Source organism: Lysobacter sp. BMK333-48F3 (genome assembly GCF_019733395.1).
Taxonomy (GTDB): Bacteria; Pseudomonadota; Gammaproteobacteria; order Xanthomonadales; family Xanthomonadaceae; genus Lysobacter.
This window is the reverse complement of sequence record NZ_JAIHOO010000001.1, coordinates 228,157-241,176: the sequence shown is the minus strand read 5'-3', so window position 1 is coordinate 241,176 and position 13,020 is coordinate 228,157. Positions and strand designations below refer to the sequence as shown.

The following is a 13,020-nucleotide window of genomic DNA, read 5'->3' as shown; positions in this document are numbered from 1 at the left end:
AGGCGCGCATTCGACTATGCTGCGCGGCGGCGACGCTTCGTCGCATGCCCGAGTGAAGGATCACCATGCGTTCCGGTCGTTTCGTAATGCTGCGCCCATCGCTGGCCGCCCTGGCCGTCGCCGTTCTGGCCGCTTGCTCGTCGCAGTCGCAACCGGCCGCCGCGGCGGTCAAGCCCGCCGCCGCGCCGGTTCCCGCCAAGCCGCCGGCGCGTCCGGCCCAGGCGGCGGTCGCCGCCGACGGCCAACGCGTCGACGTGGTCACGGCGATCCGCGAATTCCCGATCGAAATCGCCGATGTGTTCGACGGCCGGGTGCGCAAGATCGACCGGGTGACGATCCTGGGCCAGGAGGACAAGGGCGAGCGCTTCGACCTGTTGCTGCGCATCGAAGGCGCCAGCGATCCCAAGGCCGAGGGCGGCCGCTGCCGCGACGGCCGCGAGGTGGTGCTGCGCACCCTGGCGTTCGACGGCAACGACAACCAGGTCAGCGGCAGCCACGATCTGGAATCCTGCCTCAAGCGCACCCGCCTGGTCGCCGAGCGCCGCCAGGGCGATCGGGTCGAGTACGACCTCGAACACACTTATGCCGAAGGCGATACCTGGCCGGTTTACCTGGTGTACGACCTGCGCCATCCGGGCGCCGACATCACCCTGTAGATCGCGCGGCGCCGTCGCGTCGACCTCGCTGGTCCGGCGGTTCCGGTCCGATCGGATCGCTTCATAGGCGACGGTCTGCGGCGCACACCCTAAGCCGAATGCTTTCGTCGCGCCTCGCGAATCCACGGATCTGGGCGGAAGCGTTCCTGCCTGTCTGACCAAGGAACCGCATGAATCGATACCGCTTCGCTGTGCGCTGCGCCAGCGCGATCTTGATCGTCGTCGCCGCGCTGGGCTGCACCCCGGCGGCCGCGCCGCCTGCCGCGGACGAGGCCGCCGAGCGCAGGCGCGCGCCATCGAGTGCGCCAGACGATTCGACACAGCGGATTCGGCAGGACGAGGACGAGCGTCCGAAGCCGCCGCCGCCGCGGCGGGAACCGCAACGCCCGGCGCAGGTCGATGTCGCCGGCGATGGGCGAAGCCTGCAGCTGACGAGCGCGGTGCGCACGTTCGCGCTGCCGATGGAGCAGATCTTCGCCGACCCGGTGCGCCGGATCGAACGCGTCGCGATCCTGGGCCAGGAAGATCGCGGCGAACGTTTTGACCTGTTGCTGCGGGTGGAAGCGTCGAGCGATCCGGAGGTCGACCACGGACGCTGCCGCAAGGGGCGCGAGACGACGCTGCTGAACCTGGCGTTCGACGCCGCAGGCGGCTCGGTCAGCAACACCTCGGTGATTGCCTCCTGCCTGAATCGGATTCGCCTGGTCGGCGAGCGCCGCCTGGGCGACGGACGCAGCGAGTACGCGCTCAGGCAGAAGCTGGACGACGGCAGCGACATGCAGGCGAACCTGGTCTACGACCTGGCGCATCCCGGCCGGGACATCGAACTGTAGCCGTAGCCGCGCCGGCGTTCAGTTCGCCGCGTGCCCGGCGCAGCTCGCGTCCTTGCCCGGACCCAGTTCCAGCGTCGCCAGCAAGGCCGCCGGCGGGGCGATGCTGCCCAGGGCCAGCGCCGCCGCGCCGCGCAGGCCCAGGCGGCCGAAGTCCGGGCGCGCGCTGGGCTGCTTGAAGCTGCCGCCGACGTACAGCGGCGTGCGCAGGGCCAACAGGCTGCGGTCCTTGGGCCGGGCGCGGATGGTCAGGTCGAGTTTTTCCTGCGCCAGATCGATCGTGCCCTTGCCGACCAGCAAGGTGTCGCTGGTGTCGAAGGCCAGCGCGCGCGCGGTCATTACTCCGTCGGCGACGGCGAAATCGCCGAACGCGCAGCGGATCGGGATCTTGCGGTCGCGGGTGAGCTTGAACTTGAGGATCTCGGCCAGGTCGAGGCCGGTGAATTCCATCAGCAGGTTGCTGATCTGGCCCGGACCCATGCCGACCGCGACCTCGCCGTCGCTGCTGCCGAGCATGCGCGCGATCGAGTTGCCCTGGCCGTTGAGGGCGATCCGGCCGCCGACCTTGCCGACCGCGTCGCTGGCCAGCTTGACCTTCGGCAACAGCTTGGCCAGGGTCAGGCCGCGCGCGTCGATGTTGGCGCGGGTGCGGATCGGCGCCTGGCGCGCGTCCATGACGATGCTCGAGCGGATCTCGCCGTCGGCGACGCCGAAGTTCAGCGGCGCCAGGCGCAGCAGGCCGTTCTCCAGCAGCAGGTGCGCCTGCATGTCGTCCAACGGCCAGCCCGGCGCGTTGATGCGGTTGGCGCGCAGGCGCACGTCGGCGTCCATCGCGCGCAGCTTGTCGAGCTGGTAGGGCGTGTCCGGCAGCAGCTTGGGGCTGGCCTGCAGGCGCGCGTTCTCGGCGGCGAGTTCGGGATTGGTGCTTTCGCCGCGTCCGGTTTGCGGCGGCGCGCCGACGAAGCCGGCCAGGTCGTCGAAGTCCAGCCGCTTGGAGACCAGGTCGGCGCGCAGGTACGGACGCGGCCCGCCGGTGGCGACGCTGGCGTCGCCGGACAGATCGCTGTCGCCGACCCGGCCGCTGAAACGCCGATAGCGCCAGTTCGCGCCTTCGCGGCTCAGGCGGCCGTCGAGCGCATAAGGCGGGGTGTCGGGAATGGCCAGGCCGAGCAGCGGATACAGGTCGGCCAGGTTCTTGCCGGCCAGGGCCAGTTGCAGCTCGAAGTCGCGCAGGTGGAACGGGTCGACCACCTCGCCGCGTGCGTGGGCGCGGGTCGCGCCGGCGCTGGCGCGCAGGTCGAGTCGGTACGGTCGCTGCGCGTGCTGCAGTTCCAGCGGCGATTCGGCGCGGCCGTGCAGCTTGAACGGATTGCCCTTCCAGCGTCCGCTGCCCTCGACCTGTACCGGCGGCGCGGCATCGGCGCGTTGCGCGGCGCGGCTGGCGACGCGCAGGTTCAGATCGGTCTTGCCGGCCGGATCGAGGAATTCCATCCGGCCGTCGTCGATCCAGATCCGCCGGAACACCGGCAACTCGCCGTCGCCGCCGCGTTCGAACTTCCAGTTGCCGCCGTGCTTGGCGTCGCCCTGCAGGTTCAGGCGCGGCTGGCGCAGGCGGATTTCGGCAATGCGGACCTTGCCCTTGAGCAAAGGCCACAGCTCGATCGCCAACTCCAGGCGCTGCGCGCTGGCCATCAGCGGCCGCCGCGCCCAAGACGCATTGGCGAAGCTCAGGCCGTCGGCGCGGATCACCGGCGTCCGGCCCAGGTCGACGTCGAGGTCGCCGGCGATTTCCAGCCGGCGCCCGGTGCGCGCCTCGACCTGGCGTTCGATCGGGCCTTTGAACCAGTTCCAGTCCCACAGCAGGATCAGCGCCAGCACGGCGAGCGCGAGCAGGCCGAAGCCGGTGCGCAGCGGGTGGCGGCGCAGGCGCGCGCGCCAGGACGGCGCGGCGGCGTCGGTGGACTGCGGAGTCTGCGGATGGGACTCGCTTGTCGGGAGCTGGCTTATCGGAAGCTGGCTTGTCGGGAGCTGGCTCATCGCGGGGGCTGGCGCCGGCCGATCGTGCCGGAGGCGCTTCGGCGCACTCCATTCGGCCCGCGCGTGGGGACCTGTTCGCTACGATGGGCCCACCATCGCCAGACCCCGGTAAAGCGGAAGTGAACGCGCCGTGGACGGGCGCCGCGGCGTTCAGGCCGGCGACGGCACCACTTGCGACAGCACCGCGATGTAGTGGCAGACGCTGCCGGCGACGACGAACAGATGCCAGATCGCGTGCGAGTAGCGCAGCGAAGGCCGGTGATAGAACACCGTGCCGAGGGTGTAGCACAGGCCGCCGGCGAGCAGCCAACCCAGGGTCCACGGCTCCAGCGCCTGCACCAGTGGCTTGATCGCCACCAGCACCAGCCAGCCCATGGCGATGTAGATCAGGGTCGACAACAGCTTGAAGCGGCCGGTGTAGAACAGCTTGAACACGATCCCGGCCAGGGCCAGGCCCCAGATCGCCGCGAACAGGCCCCAGCCCCAGGGGCCGCGCAGGCCGATCAGGGTGAACGGGGTGTAGGTGCCGGCGATCAGCAGGTAGATCGCGCAATGGTCGAAGACCTTGAGCCGGCCTTTGGCGATCGGGTGCTGGATCGCGTGATACAGGGTCGAGGCCAGGTACAGCAGCAACAGGCTGATCCCGAACACGATCGAGCTGCCGAGCTGCCAGGCGTCGCCGTACAGGGCGGCCAGGGTGATCATCACCGAACCGCCGGCGAGCGCGGCGGTGGCGCCGAGGCCGTGGGTCAGGGCATTGGCGATCTCTTCGCGGATCGAATGGTCGCCGTGAGCGGGGGCATGGGCGATAGGCATGGTCCCAGCATCCTAGCGCGGTCTGGAGCAAATGCTCGGCCCCGGCGCGAACCGACCGACGCGGTAAGGCGACGGCGGTCCGGTTTCGCCAAGCGCATCACGCCGGCGCTGCGGCGCACGTCGTCCGCGGAATCCCGGCCGGGACTCCGCGGACCGGGCCGATGCGCTCAGCCCGCCGGCGCCGTCGCGTACTGCGACATCGACGGCATGCCGACCAGGATCAGCACGATGCCGACGACATAGATCGCCAGCGGGATCTTGTTGGCGGCGAAATTCATGATCGCGAACACCAGCGCCACGAACGGTATCAACAGCGAACCCAGCCCCCACCAGATGCTCTTGCGGAACGCGTTGACCACGATCCACAGACCGCCGATCAGACACAGCGCGATGCCCAGGTAGTACATGATCCCCTCCCGTATGGACGCCGGCCGGCTCGGCCGACCGGACGATGCTAGTCGATGCTGCCGCGCAGCATCGGAGCGGGCGGACTTACTCGAGTTCGTTCAGACGGCGGATCCGGCGCAGCCGGCGCTGGATCTTGGCCGGACGGGCGAAGCGGTACTCCTCGACTTCGACCGGCAGCGCGCACTCCGCGCCGAAGGCCTGGCGCATCGCATACAGGCGGCCGTTGCCTTCGAAGGCCAGCCAGCGCGCGCCGTCGCGGACCACCTTGATCTGCGAGACCGAGGGAATGATCTCGCTCAGCGCGGCCAGATCGAGCTTGCCGCGCGCCAGCAGTTCGTCGCGGCGCGCGAGCAGCGCCAGGGCGCGCGCCGCGGTGGCCTGCTGCGCCGATTCGCGGTCGATGCGGTGGATCGGGTGCAGCTCGCGCAGCGGCACCAGCGCCTGCGCCTTGTCGGCGCGCAGGCGGTGGATGTCCATGATCACCTTGGCCATGTAGGCGTCCTTGTAGTCGAGCGCGGCGACTTCGCTGCGCTTGCTCAACAAGTACAACCACCATTGGCGCAGCGGCGACATCAGTCGACGGCCACCGCGTGCGCGTGTTCGCGGGTGGCCAGGAACTCGACGCCGGGGGCGCGTTCCTGGGCCAGCTGCAGGTTGACCCGGGTCGGCGCCAGATAGACCAGCTGGCCGGCGGCGTCGACGGCCAGGTTGAGCGCGTTCTTGTCGCGGAACTCTTCCAGCTTCTTGGCGTCGCTGCAGCGGATCCAGCGCGCGGTCGCGACCGAGACCTGCTCGAAGCTGGCGTCGACGCCGTATTCGTCCTTGAGCCGGTAGGCGACCACGTCGAACTGCAGCACGCCGACCGCGCCGAGGATCAGATCGTTGCTCATCAGCGGGCGGAAGAACTGGGTCGCGCCTTCCTCCGACAGCTGGGCCAGGCCCTTCTGCAGCTGCTTGAGCTTGAGCGGGTCGCGCAGGCGGGCGCGGCGGAACAGTTCCGGGGCGAAGTTGGGGATGCCGGTGAAGGCCAGGCTCTCGCCTTCGCTGAAGCTGTCGCCGATCGAGATCGTGCCGTGGTTGTGGATGCCGATCACGTCGCCGGGGAAGGCGGTTTCGGCGATCTCGCGGTCGCTAGCCATGAAGGTCAGCGCGTTGGCCAGCTTCACTTCCTTGCCGGTGCGCGGATGGAAGGCCTTCATGCCGGCGCTGAACTTGCCCGAGCAGATGCGCATGAACGCGACCCGGTCGCGGTGCTGCGGGTCCATGTTGGCCTGGATCTTGAACACGAAGCCGGACAGCTTGTCTTCGTCGGGCTGCACGTCGCGGCTGGTGGTCTCGCGCGGCTTCGGCGACGGTGCGTGCTCGACGAAGAAGTCCAGCAGCAGCTGCACGCCGAAGTTGTTGACCGCCGAGCCGAAGAACACCGGGGTCTGCTCGCCGGCCAGGTACTTGGCCTTGTCGAACGGATGCGAGGCGCCTTCGACCAGTTCCAGTTCCTCGCGCAGTTCGGCCAGCATGCCGACGCCGATCCGCGCTTCCAGCGCCGGGTCGTCGATCGAGGCGAAGATGGTCGAGTCCTGGCGGGTGAAGTTGCGGCCCTGCTCGTACAGGTGCACTTCGCCGCTGATCAGGTGGACTACGCCCTTCAGGCGCTGGCCCATGCCGATCGGCCAGGTGATCGGCGCGCACTGGATGCCGAGCACCGACTCGACCTCGTCGAGCAGGTCGATCGGGTTCTTGCCTTCGCGGTCGAGCTTGTTGATGAAGCTCATGATCGGCGTGTCGCGCAGGCGGCACACCTCCATCAGCTTGATCGTGCGTTCTTCGACGCCCTTGGCCACGTCGATGACCATCAGCGCCGAGTCGACCGCGGTGAGCACGCGGTAGGTGTCTTCGCCGAAGTCGGCGTGGCCGGGGGTGTCGAGCAGGTTGACGATGCGGCCCTCGTAGGGGAACTGCATCACCGAGGAGGTCACCGAGATGCCGCGCTCCTTTTCCAGCGCCATCCAGTCGGACGTCGCATGGCGCGCGGCCTTGCGGCCCTTGACCGAGCCGGCCATCTGGATCGCGCCGCCGAACAGCAGCAGCTTTTCGGTCAGGGTGGTCTTGCCGGCGTCGGGGTGCGAAATGATCGCGAAAGTGCGGCGGCGGAGGGCTTGCTGGGTGACTTCGGACATGGGAACGGCGCGCCCGGGGCGCGTCGGGAGTCGAGAGGAAGGCGGCGATTATACCCGCGTGCGCCGCCGGCGCCGGGTGGGCCGGGTCCGCGGGGCGGCCCGCGGCCGCCGGGCGGGGCTCAGCGCGCCCCGCCGCCCAGGTGCAGCGGGCCCTGCGGGCCGCTCATCCGGAACGGGATCGATTCCAGGCGCATGCCGCGGTTGACCTGGACCGCGAAGTGCAGGTGCGGGCCGGTGCTGAAGCCGGTGTTGCCGGACAGGCCGATCTGCTGCCCGGCGCGGACCCGCTGGCCGAGCCGGACCAGCACCCCGCCGTCGTCCTTGAGGTGGGCGTACAGGGCCATGCTGCCGTCGTCGTGGAGGATGCGGACGAAGTTGGCGCGGTCGCCGTACTTCTCCAGGTTCAGCCCGGCCTTGTCGAAATCGGATTCGACCTGCATCACCGTGCCGTCGCGCGCGGCCAGCACCGGGGTGCCGATGTCGGCGGCGAAGTCGACCGCGTAGCGGTGTTCGGGCTCGCTGTGGCTGAAGTGGCCGCCGTAGCCCTGGTCGATGCGGAACTGCTGCTGTTGCAGCGGCAGCAGGTAGTCGACGTTGCGCGCGCGCGCGTCCGGGTCGCCTGGGGTACTGCGCATGTTCAGTTCGAAGTCGCCGCCGCGGGTCGGATCCTGGGCGCTGAGCACCGCCACCACCGCGCTGCTGCGCGCGTCCAGGATCGCCCGCGCCGGCAGGTGCGGCGAGCCGACGATGTTGTTGCTGTGGGTGAAATCCAGCCGCACCTCGATCGGCCCGGCCAGGCTGTTGTCGGCCCAGGCCAGGTAGCGCTCGCCTTCCTGCAGCACGCGCAGGCGGGCGATCGCGCCCGGCTCGGTGCGGAACGGGATGCGTTCGATTTCCGCCGGCGGCGCACGGTCGGGCGCGCGATCGCCGTAATGGACGATGCCCTGGCGGTCGGTCCAGCGGTACAGCTTGCCCGCTCGCGCGTCGGCGCCGGCGAGCGCGGTCAGGCAGAGCAGGGCGGCAAGATAATGAGAGGCACGCATGAGCGGATCGGAGGCGGGTCGTCAGTTCAGGCAGGAAGAGGACAGCGACAGGGTGCGGGCGATCTCGCCGAGGTCGAACGCGGCCACCGAACGGTCGTCGTGCACCGCGTACAGCGCGCCGAACGGGAACCCGGCGGTGCCGGCGGCGTGCAGGACGATGCCGTCGGTGTGGGCGGTGACCTCGCCGCGGAAGCTGCCGCGCGGGGCCAGGGTGGTGCGGTCGAAGACGTGGAAGACGGTGCGCGGCATCAGCTGGTCGACCGCGATCCAGTAGCCGCCGCCGTCCGCGCAGCTCCACAGGGTCACGCCCTCGGCCTGGGCGTCGAAGCTGCGGTCGGGCAGGCGGCGGCCGGTGTAGCGGCCGGCCAGGGTGTACTCGCGCAGGGTCGACAGATGGCGCTCGTCCTCGTCGGCGATCAGCAGGCGGTCGCTGGCCGGGTCGCCGGCGATCGACTCGACCACGCGCAGGGCGGCGTCCTCGCTGGTGTCGCCGAACGCGCCCTGGTACTCGCTGCTCAGGCGGCCGTCCTGGTCGAAATGCAGGCGGTAGCGGCGCACGCGCTGATCCAGTTCGCTCAGCGGCGGCACCTGGTCGTACTTGTCGCCGTACATGAAGCTGTCGGTGACGTAGGCCTCCAGTTCGCCGGGCGCGGTCTCGTGCAGCCACAGGCCGTAGGGGCTGCGCAGCTGGGCCTCGCCGAAGCTGGCCAAGGGGGCGAAGTCGGGCAGGCGCAGCACCTGCACCCGGCGGTTGTCGCGCTCGACCACGAACACGTGGTCGCCGAACACCGCCAGCCCGTTGGGGCGCTTGAACTGGCCCAGGGCGGTGCCCTTGCCGCCGACGCTGCGCAGGCGCTCGCCGGTATCGGCGTCGTAGACCTGTAACTGGTGGGTGGACTTGGCGCTGGCGATCAGCCAGGTCTTGCCGTCTTCGCCGGGCCAGGTCGCCAGCGAGTCGAGCTCGTCCTGCGGACTGGGCGCGGACACGAAGCGCTCGGGCACGGTGCGCAACCGCACCGGCCCCGCCGAGGTGGTGCGGGTTTCCGATTCCAACACCGGGCGGCTGGCGCAGGCGGCGAGCAGGGTCGCGCTGAGGGCGACGGCAAGGAGGCGGCTAGTCATCGTGGCAAGTGTATGCGCGACGCATGGCGACCGGGGGACGGTTGCGATTGCGACCGCGGTCCGGTTGCCGGGAGCGTCGGCCGGGGCAGGGTCTCATAATAAATCGCTATATGCGGATGAAGCGATTGACAGCCCCCGGGGGCGCCGGCAGACTGTGCCCATCCATCGAGACCGGCTGAGGGACAGGCCCTTAGAAGCCGGGGCAACCCAACGCGGCGCAAGCCGCGCGAAGGTGCCAATTCCTGCGGCCCGCCCCCGCCCTAGAGGTGTGGAGGCGTCGGTCGGAAGATGGTTGCGAAGTGCGCCCCTCGCGGCGCACCTGCGACTTGCAAGCTCGATGGCCCCGTTCCTATCGGATGCCCGCCATGAGCTTCGCCCACAGCCCCGTTGCCAGTTTCGACGCCAGCGAACGCTTCGTTTCCCACGAAGCCAGCGCGCTGGCCCCGGCTCCCGCCGTCGAGCGCCTGAGCGCGCGCGGCGCCGCGACCCGCGGCGAAATCGCGATCGAACTCGACTTGCGCCACGCCGGCCGCCGCCGCGTGACGCTGCGTTACGAAACCCAGGGCGAGGCCGGTCTGCCGGCCTTGTTCGTCGCCGGCGGCATTTCCGCCCACCGCCACCTGGCGCCGAGCCGCGAGTTCGCCGAGCCGGGCTGGTGGCATAGCCAGGTCGGCGCCGGCCGCGCGCTGGACCCGCAGCGTTTCCATCTGGTCTCGTTCGACTGGGTCGGCGCCGACGGCGAACTCGACGCGCCGCTGGACCCGGCCGATCAGGCCGACGCCATCGCGGCCCTGCTCGACGCGCTGCGCATTTCCTGCCTGCAGGCCTTCATCGGCTACTCCTACGGCGCCATGGTCGGCCTGCAGTTCGCTTCGCGCCACCCCTCGCGGCTGGGCGAACTGGTCTCGATCAGCGGCACCCACCGCGCCCATCCCTATGCCGCGGCGTGGCGCGCGCTGCAGCGCCGCGCGGTCGCGCTCGGCGCCCTGCAGTGCGACGAGAGCCAGGGCCTAGCGCTGGCGCGCGAGCTGGCGGTGCTGAGCTACCGCACCCCGGAAGAGTTCGCCGAACGCTTCGGCGCCGCGCAAGTGCGCGACGGCCGGGTCCGCGTCGACGCCGAGGACTACCTCGACCATTGCGGCCACAAGTACGTCGCGCGCACCCCGACCACCGCCTTCCTGCGCCTGTCCGAATCGATCGACCTGCAGCAGGTCGACCCCTCGACCATCCGCCTGCCGGTCACGGTGGTCGCGGTCGGCGAGGACCGGCTGATCCCGCTGAGCGAGTCCTACGACCTGATCGAGCGCCTGCGCGGCGAAACCCGGCTGCGCGTGCTGCGCTCGATCTACGGGCACGACGCCTGCCTGAAAGAAGAAACCGACATCGACACCATCCTGCGCGAAGCGCTGGCCGACTGTAGCCAGGTGGCCGCATGAGCATTGACATCAACGGAGCGGCCCACGTGACCCAGACCTCGACCCAGGCTTCCAACGCCCCCACCCGCAACGCCTGTACCGCCGCGGTCCGCGCCGGCATCGATCGCGACGCCGCCTACGGCGCGGTGACCCCGCCGATCGTGCTGTCGTCGAACTTCAGCTTCGCCGGCTTCAACGACAAGCGCCAGTACGACTACACCCGCAGCGGCAACCCGACCCGCGACCTGCTCGGCGAAGCGCTGGCGGAACTGGAAGGCGGCGCCGGCGGCGTGGTCACCTCGACCGGCATGTCGGCGATCACCCTGGTGCTGCACGCCTTCCTCAAGCCGGGCGACCGCATCGTGGTGCCGCACGACGGCTACGGCGGCAGCTGGCGCCTGTTCAACGCGCTGGCGGCGAAGGGCGCGTTCGAGCTGATCACCGCCGATCTCACCGACCCGCGTTCGCTGACCGAAGCGCTGGCGAGCAAGCCGGCGGTGGTGTGGATCGAAACCCCGTCCAACCCGCTGCTGCGCATCACCGACCTGCGCTTCGTGATCGAGGCCGCGCACGCCCAGGGCGCGCTGACCGTGGTCGACAACACCTTCCTGTCGCCGGCGCTGCAGCGTCCGATCGCGTTCGGCGCCGACCTGGTCGTGCATTCGACCACCAAGTACATCAACGGCCACAGCGACGTGGTCGGCGGCGCGGTGGTGGCCAAGAGCGCCGAGCACCACCAGCAACTGGTGTGGTGGGCCAATGCGCTGGGCCTGACCGGTTCGCCGTTCGACGCGTTCCTGACCCTGCGTGGCCTGCGCACCCTGGACGCGCGCCTGCGCGTGCACCAGGAGAACACCCAGGCCATCGCCCAACTGCTCGACGCCCATCCGGCGGTGCGGGTGGTGCATTACCCGGGCCTGGCTTCGCACCCGGGGCATGCCCTGGCGGCGCGCCAGCAGAAGGGTTTCGGCGCCATGCTCAGCGTCGAGATCGAAGGCGGCGAGGACGCGGTGCGCGCCTTCGTCGACGGCCTGAACTGTTTCACCCTGGCCGAATCGCTGGGCGGCGTCGAAAGCCTGGTCGCGCATCCGGCGACCATGACCCATGCGGCGATGTCGCCGGAAGCGCGCGCCGCCGCCGGCATCGGCGACGGCCTGTTGCGCCTGTCGGTCGGCATCGAGCATGTCGACGACCTGATCGCCGATCTGGAAGCCGCGCTGGAGCGCGCTTCGGCGGCGGTGGCCACCGCGGCGCGCGTCAAACGATGAGCGCGGCGGCCAGCGCTCTGTCGGCGCCGGCGTCCGCCGCGCGCATCGCCGCCGCCAACGCGCCGGCGCTGCCGGCGCGGGTCGCGCTGCTCGGCACCGGTACGGTCGGCGGCGCGGTGCTGGCGCGGCTCAAGGCTTGGCACGGCACGCGCCTGGGCGAGCGCCTGGCGCTGGTGCATGTGGCCAACTCGCGCCGCGCCGCGGTCGACCGCGCCGGGCTCGCGCCCGAGCGCGCCGCCACCGCGCTGACCGCCAGCGACCGGCCGAGCTCGCTCGACGAGGTCGCCGCGGCCCTGTCCTGGGAGGGGCTGGCCGGCGAAGGCGCGCGGGTGGTGGTCGACGCCACCGCCAGCGAAGCGGTCGCCGAGCGCCATGCCGAATGGCTGGCGCAGGGCATCCACGTGGTCACCGCGTGCAAGATCGGCCAGGGCACCTCGCTGGCGCGCTGGCGCGCGATCCGCGAGGCCTGCGCGCACGGCGGCAGCGGCTACGGCGACAGCGCCACGGTCGGCGCCGGCTTGCCGCTGCTGCGCAGCCTGCGCGAACTGCAGGCCGGCGGCGACCGCATCCACGCCATCGCCGGCGTGCTGTCGGGTTCGCTGGCCTGGTTGTTCAATCATTACGACGGCATGCGCCCGTTCTCGGCCCTGGTGCGGCAGGCGCGCGACGCCGGCTACACCGAGCCCGATCCGCGCGACGATCTGTCCGGCGAGGACGTGCGGCGCAAGCTGTTGATCCTGGCGCGCGCGGCCGGGGTGGCGCTGGAAGCGGGCGAGGTCGACGTGGCCTCGCTGGTGCCGCCGGAACTGGCGATCCTGTCCAGGGACGGCGTGGACGCGGCGTTGCCGGCGTTGGATACGCCGCTGCGCGATCGTTACGCGGCGGCCTACAAGAACGGCGAGAAGCTGCGTTTCATCGCCCGCCTGGACTGCGGCGAAGACGGCCGCCATACCGCCCGGGTCGGCCTGGAATCGTTGCCCGGCGATCATCCGCTGGCCGGCGGCGCAGGCACCGACAACAAGGTCGCGATCTGGTCCGACCGTTACCGCGACCAGCCGCTGGTGATCCAGGGGCCTGGCGCCGGCGCCGGCGTCACCGCGGCGGGCCTGCTCGACGACGTGCTGCGCCTGGTCGGCTGAGCGCCGTCCTTCCGCGTCTTTGTCCTGTTCCCTTGTAGGAGCGGCGTCCCACAGGGATTTCCTTCGGTCACAAGCCGCGACCACGGGACGCGTAGAAAATCCAAGGCTG

General features: G+C 70.5%; 12 protein-coding genes and 1 riboswitch. Of the genes, 5 read left to right on the top strand and 7 right to left on the bottom strand.

Features of this window, described 5'->3' with window-relative positions:
• Positions 1–65: 65 nt before the first annotated feature.
• Entirely contained in the window at positions 66–656 is a 591-nt protein-coding gene (locus K4L06_RS00825; RefSeq protein ID WP_221669585.1) for a hypothetical protein, read from the top strand.
• A 170-nt stretch (positions 657–826) separates the two neighbouring features.
• Complete coding sequence (locus tag K4L06_RS00820) at positions 827–1,489, top strand: hypothetical protein (RefSeq protein ID WP_221669584.1); 663 nt, start codon at positions 827–829, stop codon at positions 1,487–1,489.
• Positions 1,490–1,507: 18 nt separating this feature from the next.
• Here K4L06_RS00820 and K4L06_RS00815 read toward each other — a convergent pair whose 3' ends face one another.
• The 7 genes from K4L06_RS00815 to K4L06_RS00785 all read right to left on the bottom strand — a co-directional run bounded on the left by K4L06_RS00815 (position 1,508) and on the right by K4L06_RS00785 (position 9,089).
• Entirely contained in the window at positions 1,508–3,523 is a 2,016-nt protein-coding gene (locus tag K4L06_RS00815) for an AsmA family protein (RefSeq protein ID WP_221669583.1), read from the bottom strand.
• Between the two features lie 150 nt (positions 3,524–3,673).
• Entirely contained in the window at positions 3,674–4,339 is a 666-nt protein-coding gene (locus K4L06_RS00810) for a hemolysin III family protein (protein ID WP_221669582.1), read from the bottom strand.
• Positions 4,340–4,506: 167 nt separating this feature from the next.
• The gene (locus K4L06_RS00805; RefSeq protein WP_221669581.1) at positions 4,507–4,746 is read right to left on the bottom strand and encodes a hypothetical protein; all 240 of its coding nucleotides are present in this window, start codon (positions 4,744–4,746) and stop codon (positions 4,507–4,509) included.
• 85 nt (positions 4,747–4,831) lie between these two features.
• On the bottom strand, positions 4,832–5,320 hold the full coding sequence (locus K4L06_RS00800; RefSeq protein WP_221669580.1) for a hypothetical protein: 489 nt from the start codon (positions 5,318–5,320) through the stop codon (positions 4,832–4,834).
• On the bottom strand, positions 5,320–6,924 hold the full coding sequence (locus tag K4L06_RS00795) for a peptide chain release factor 3 (RefSeq protein WP_221669579.1): 1,605 nt from the start codon (positions 6,922–6,924) through the stop codon (positions 5,320–5,322). Before K4L06_RS00795 ends, K4L06_RS00800 begins: the two co-directional genes overlap by 1 nt.
• 119 nt (positions 6,925–7,043) lie before the next feature.
• Positions 7,044–7,967, bottom strand: coding sequence for a M23 family metallopeptidase (locus K4L06_RS00790; RefSeq protein WP_221669578.1), 924 nt, complete (start codon positions 7,965–7,967; stop codon positions 7,044–7,046).
• A gap of 21 nt (positions 7,968–7,988) precedes the next feature.
• On the bottom strand, positions 7,989–9,089 hold the full coding sequence (locus K4L06_RS00785) for a phytase (protein ID WP_221669577.1): 1,101 nt from the start codon (positions 9,087–9,089) through the stop codon (positions 7,989–7,991).
• A 159-nt stretch (positions 9,090–9,248) separates the two neighbouring features.
• Positions 9,249–9,384: riboswitch (SAM riboswitch) on the top strand.
• A gap of 70 nt (positions 9,385–9,454) precedes the next feature.
• Here K4L06_RS00785 and K4L06_RS00780 point away from each other — a divergent pair.
• From K4L06_RS00780 to K4L06_RS00770, 3 genes are read left to right on the top strand one after another with little or no spacing between them, the layout of a single operon-like run.
• The gene (locus tag K4L06_RS00780; RefSeq protein ID WP_255594891.1) at positions 9,455–10,525 is read left to right on the top strand and encodes a homoserine O-succinyltransferase; all 1,071 of its coding nucleotides are present in this window, start codon (positions 9,455–9,457) and stop codon (positions 10,523–10,525) included.
• Complete coding sequence (locus tag K4L06_RS00775) at positions 10,522–11,772, top strand: O-succinylhomoserine (thiol)-lyase (RefSeq protein ID WP_221669575.1); 1,251 nt, start codon at positions 10,522–10,524, stop codon at positions 11,770–11,772. The genes K4L06_RS00780 and K4L06_RS00775 overlap by 4 nt, the downstream gene beginning before the upstream one ends.
• Positions 11,769–12,911 (top strand): homoserine dehydrogenase, encoded by a 1,143-nt coding sequence (locus tag K4L06_RS00770; protein ID WP_221669574.1) that lies wholly within the window; start codon positions 11,769–11,771, stop codon positions 12,909–12,911. The genes K4L06_RS00775 and K4L06_RS00770 overlap by 4 nt, the downstream gene beginning before the upstream one ends.
• Positions 12,912–13,020 lie beyond the last annotated feature (109 nt).

What these genes read in the sequence shown, in the direction of transcription:
- K4L06_RS00825 (WP_221669585.1), top strand. Translation starts at nt 66, where the DNA reads ATGCGTTCCGGTCGTTTCGTAATGCTGCGCCCATCGCTGGCCGCCCTG.
- K4L06_RS00820 (WP_221669584.1), top strand. Translation starts at nt 827, where the DNA reads ATGAATCGATACCGCTTCGCTGTGCGCTGCGCCAGCGCGATCTTGATC.
- K4L06_RS00815 (WP_221669583.1), bottom strand. Translation starts at nt 3,523, where the DNA reads ATGAGCCAGCTCCCGACAAGCCAGCTTCCGATAAGCCAGCTCCCGACA.
- K4L06_RS00810 (WP_221669582.1), bottom strand. Translation starts at nt 4,339, where the DNA reads ATGCCTATCGCCCATGCCCCCGCTCACGGCGACCATTCGATCCGCGAA.
- K4L06_RS00805 (WP_221669581.1), bottom strand. Translation starts at nt 4,746, where the DNA reads ATGTACTACCTGGGCATCGCGCTGTGTCTGATCGGCGGTCTGTGGATC.
- K4L06_RS00800 (WP_221669580.1), bottom strand. Translation starts at nt 5,320, where the DNA reads ATGTCGCCGCTGCGCCAATGGTGGTTGTACTTGTTGAGCAAGCGCAGC.
- K4L06_RS00795 (WP_221669579.1), bottom strand. Translation starts at nt 6,924, where the DNA reads ATGTCCGAAGTCACCCAGCAAGCCCTCCGCCGCCGCACTTTCGCGATC.
- K4L06_RS00790 (WP_221669578.1), bottom strand. Translation starts at nt 7,967, where the DNA reads ATGCGTGCCTCTCATTATCTTGCCGCCCTGCTCTGCCTGACCGCGCTC.
- K4L06_RS00785 (WP_221669577.1), bottom strand. Translation starts at nt 9,089, where the DNA reads ATGACTAGCCGCCTCCTTGCCGTCGCCCTCAGCGCGACCCTGCTCGCC.
- K4L06_RS00780 (WP_255594891.1), top strand. Translation starts at nt 9,455, where the DNA reads ATGAGCTTCGCCCACAGCCCCGTTGCCAGTTTCGACGCCAGCGAACGC.
- K4L06_RS00775 (WP_221669575.1), top strand. Translation starts at nt 10,522, where the DNA reads ATGAGCATTGACATCAACGGAGCGGCCCACGTGACCCAGACCTCGACC.
- K4L06_RS00770 (WP_221669574.1), top strand. Translation starts at nt 11,769, where the DNA reads ATGAGCGCGGCGGCCAGCGCTCTGTCGGCGCCGGCGTCCGCCGCGCGC.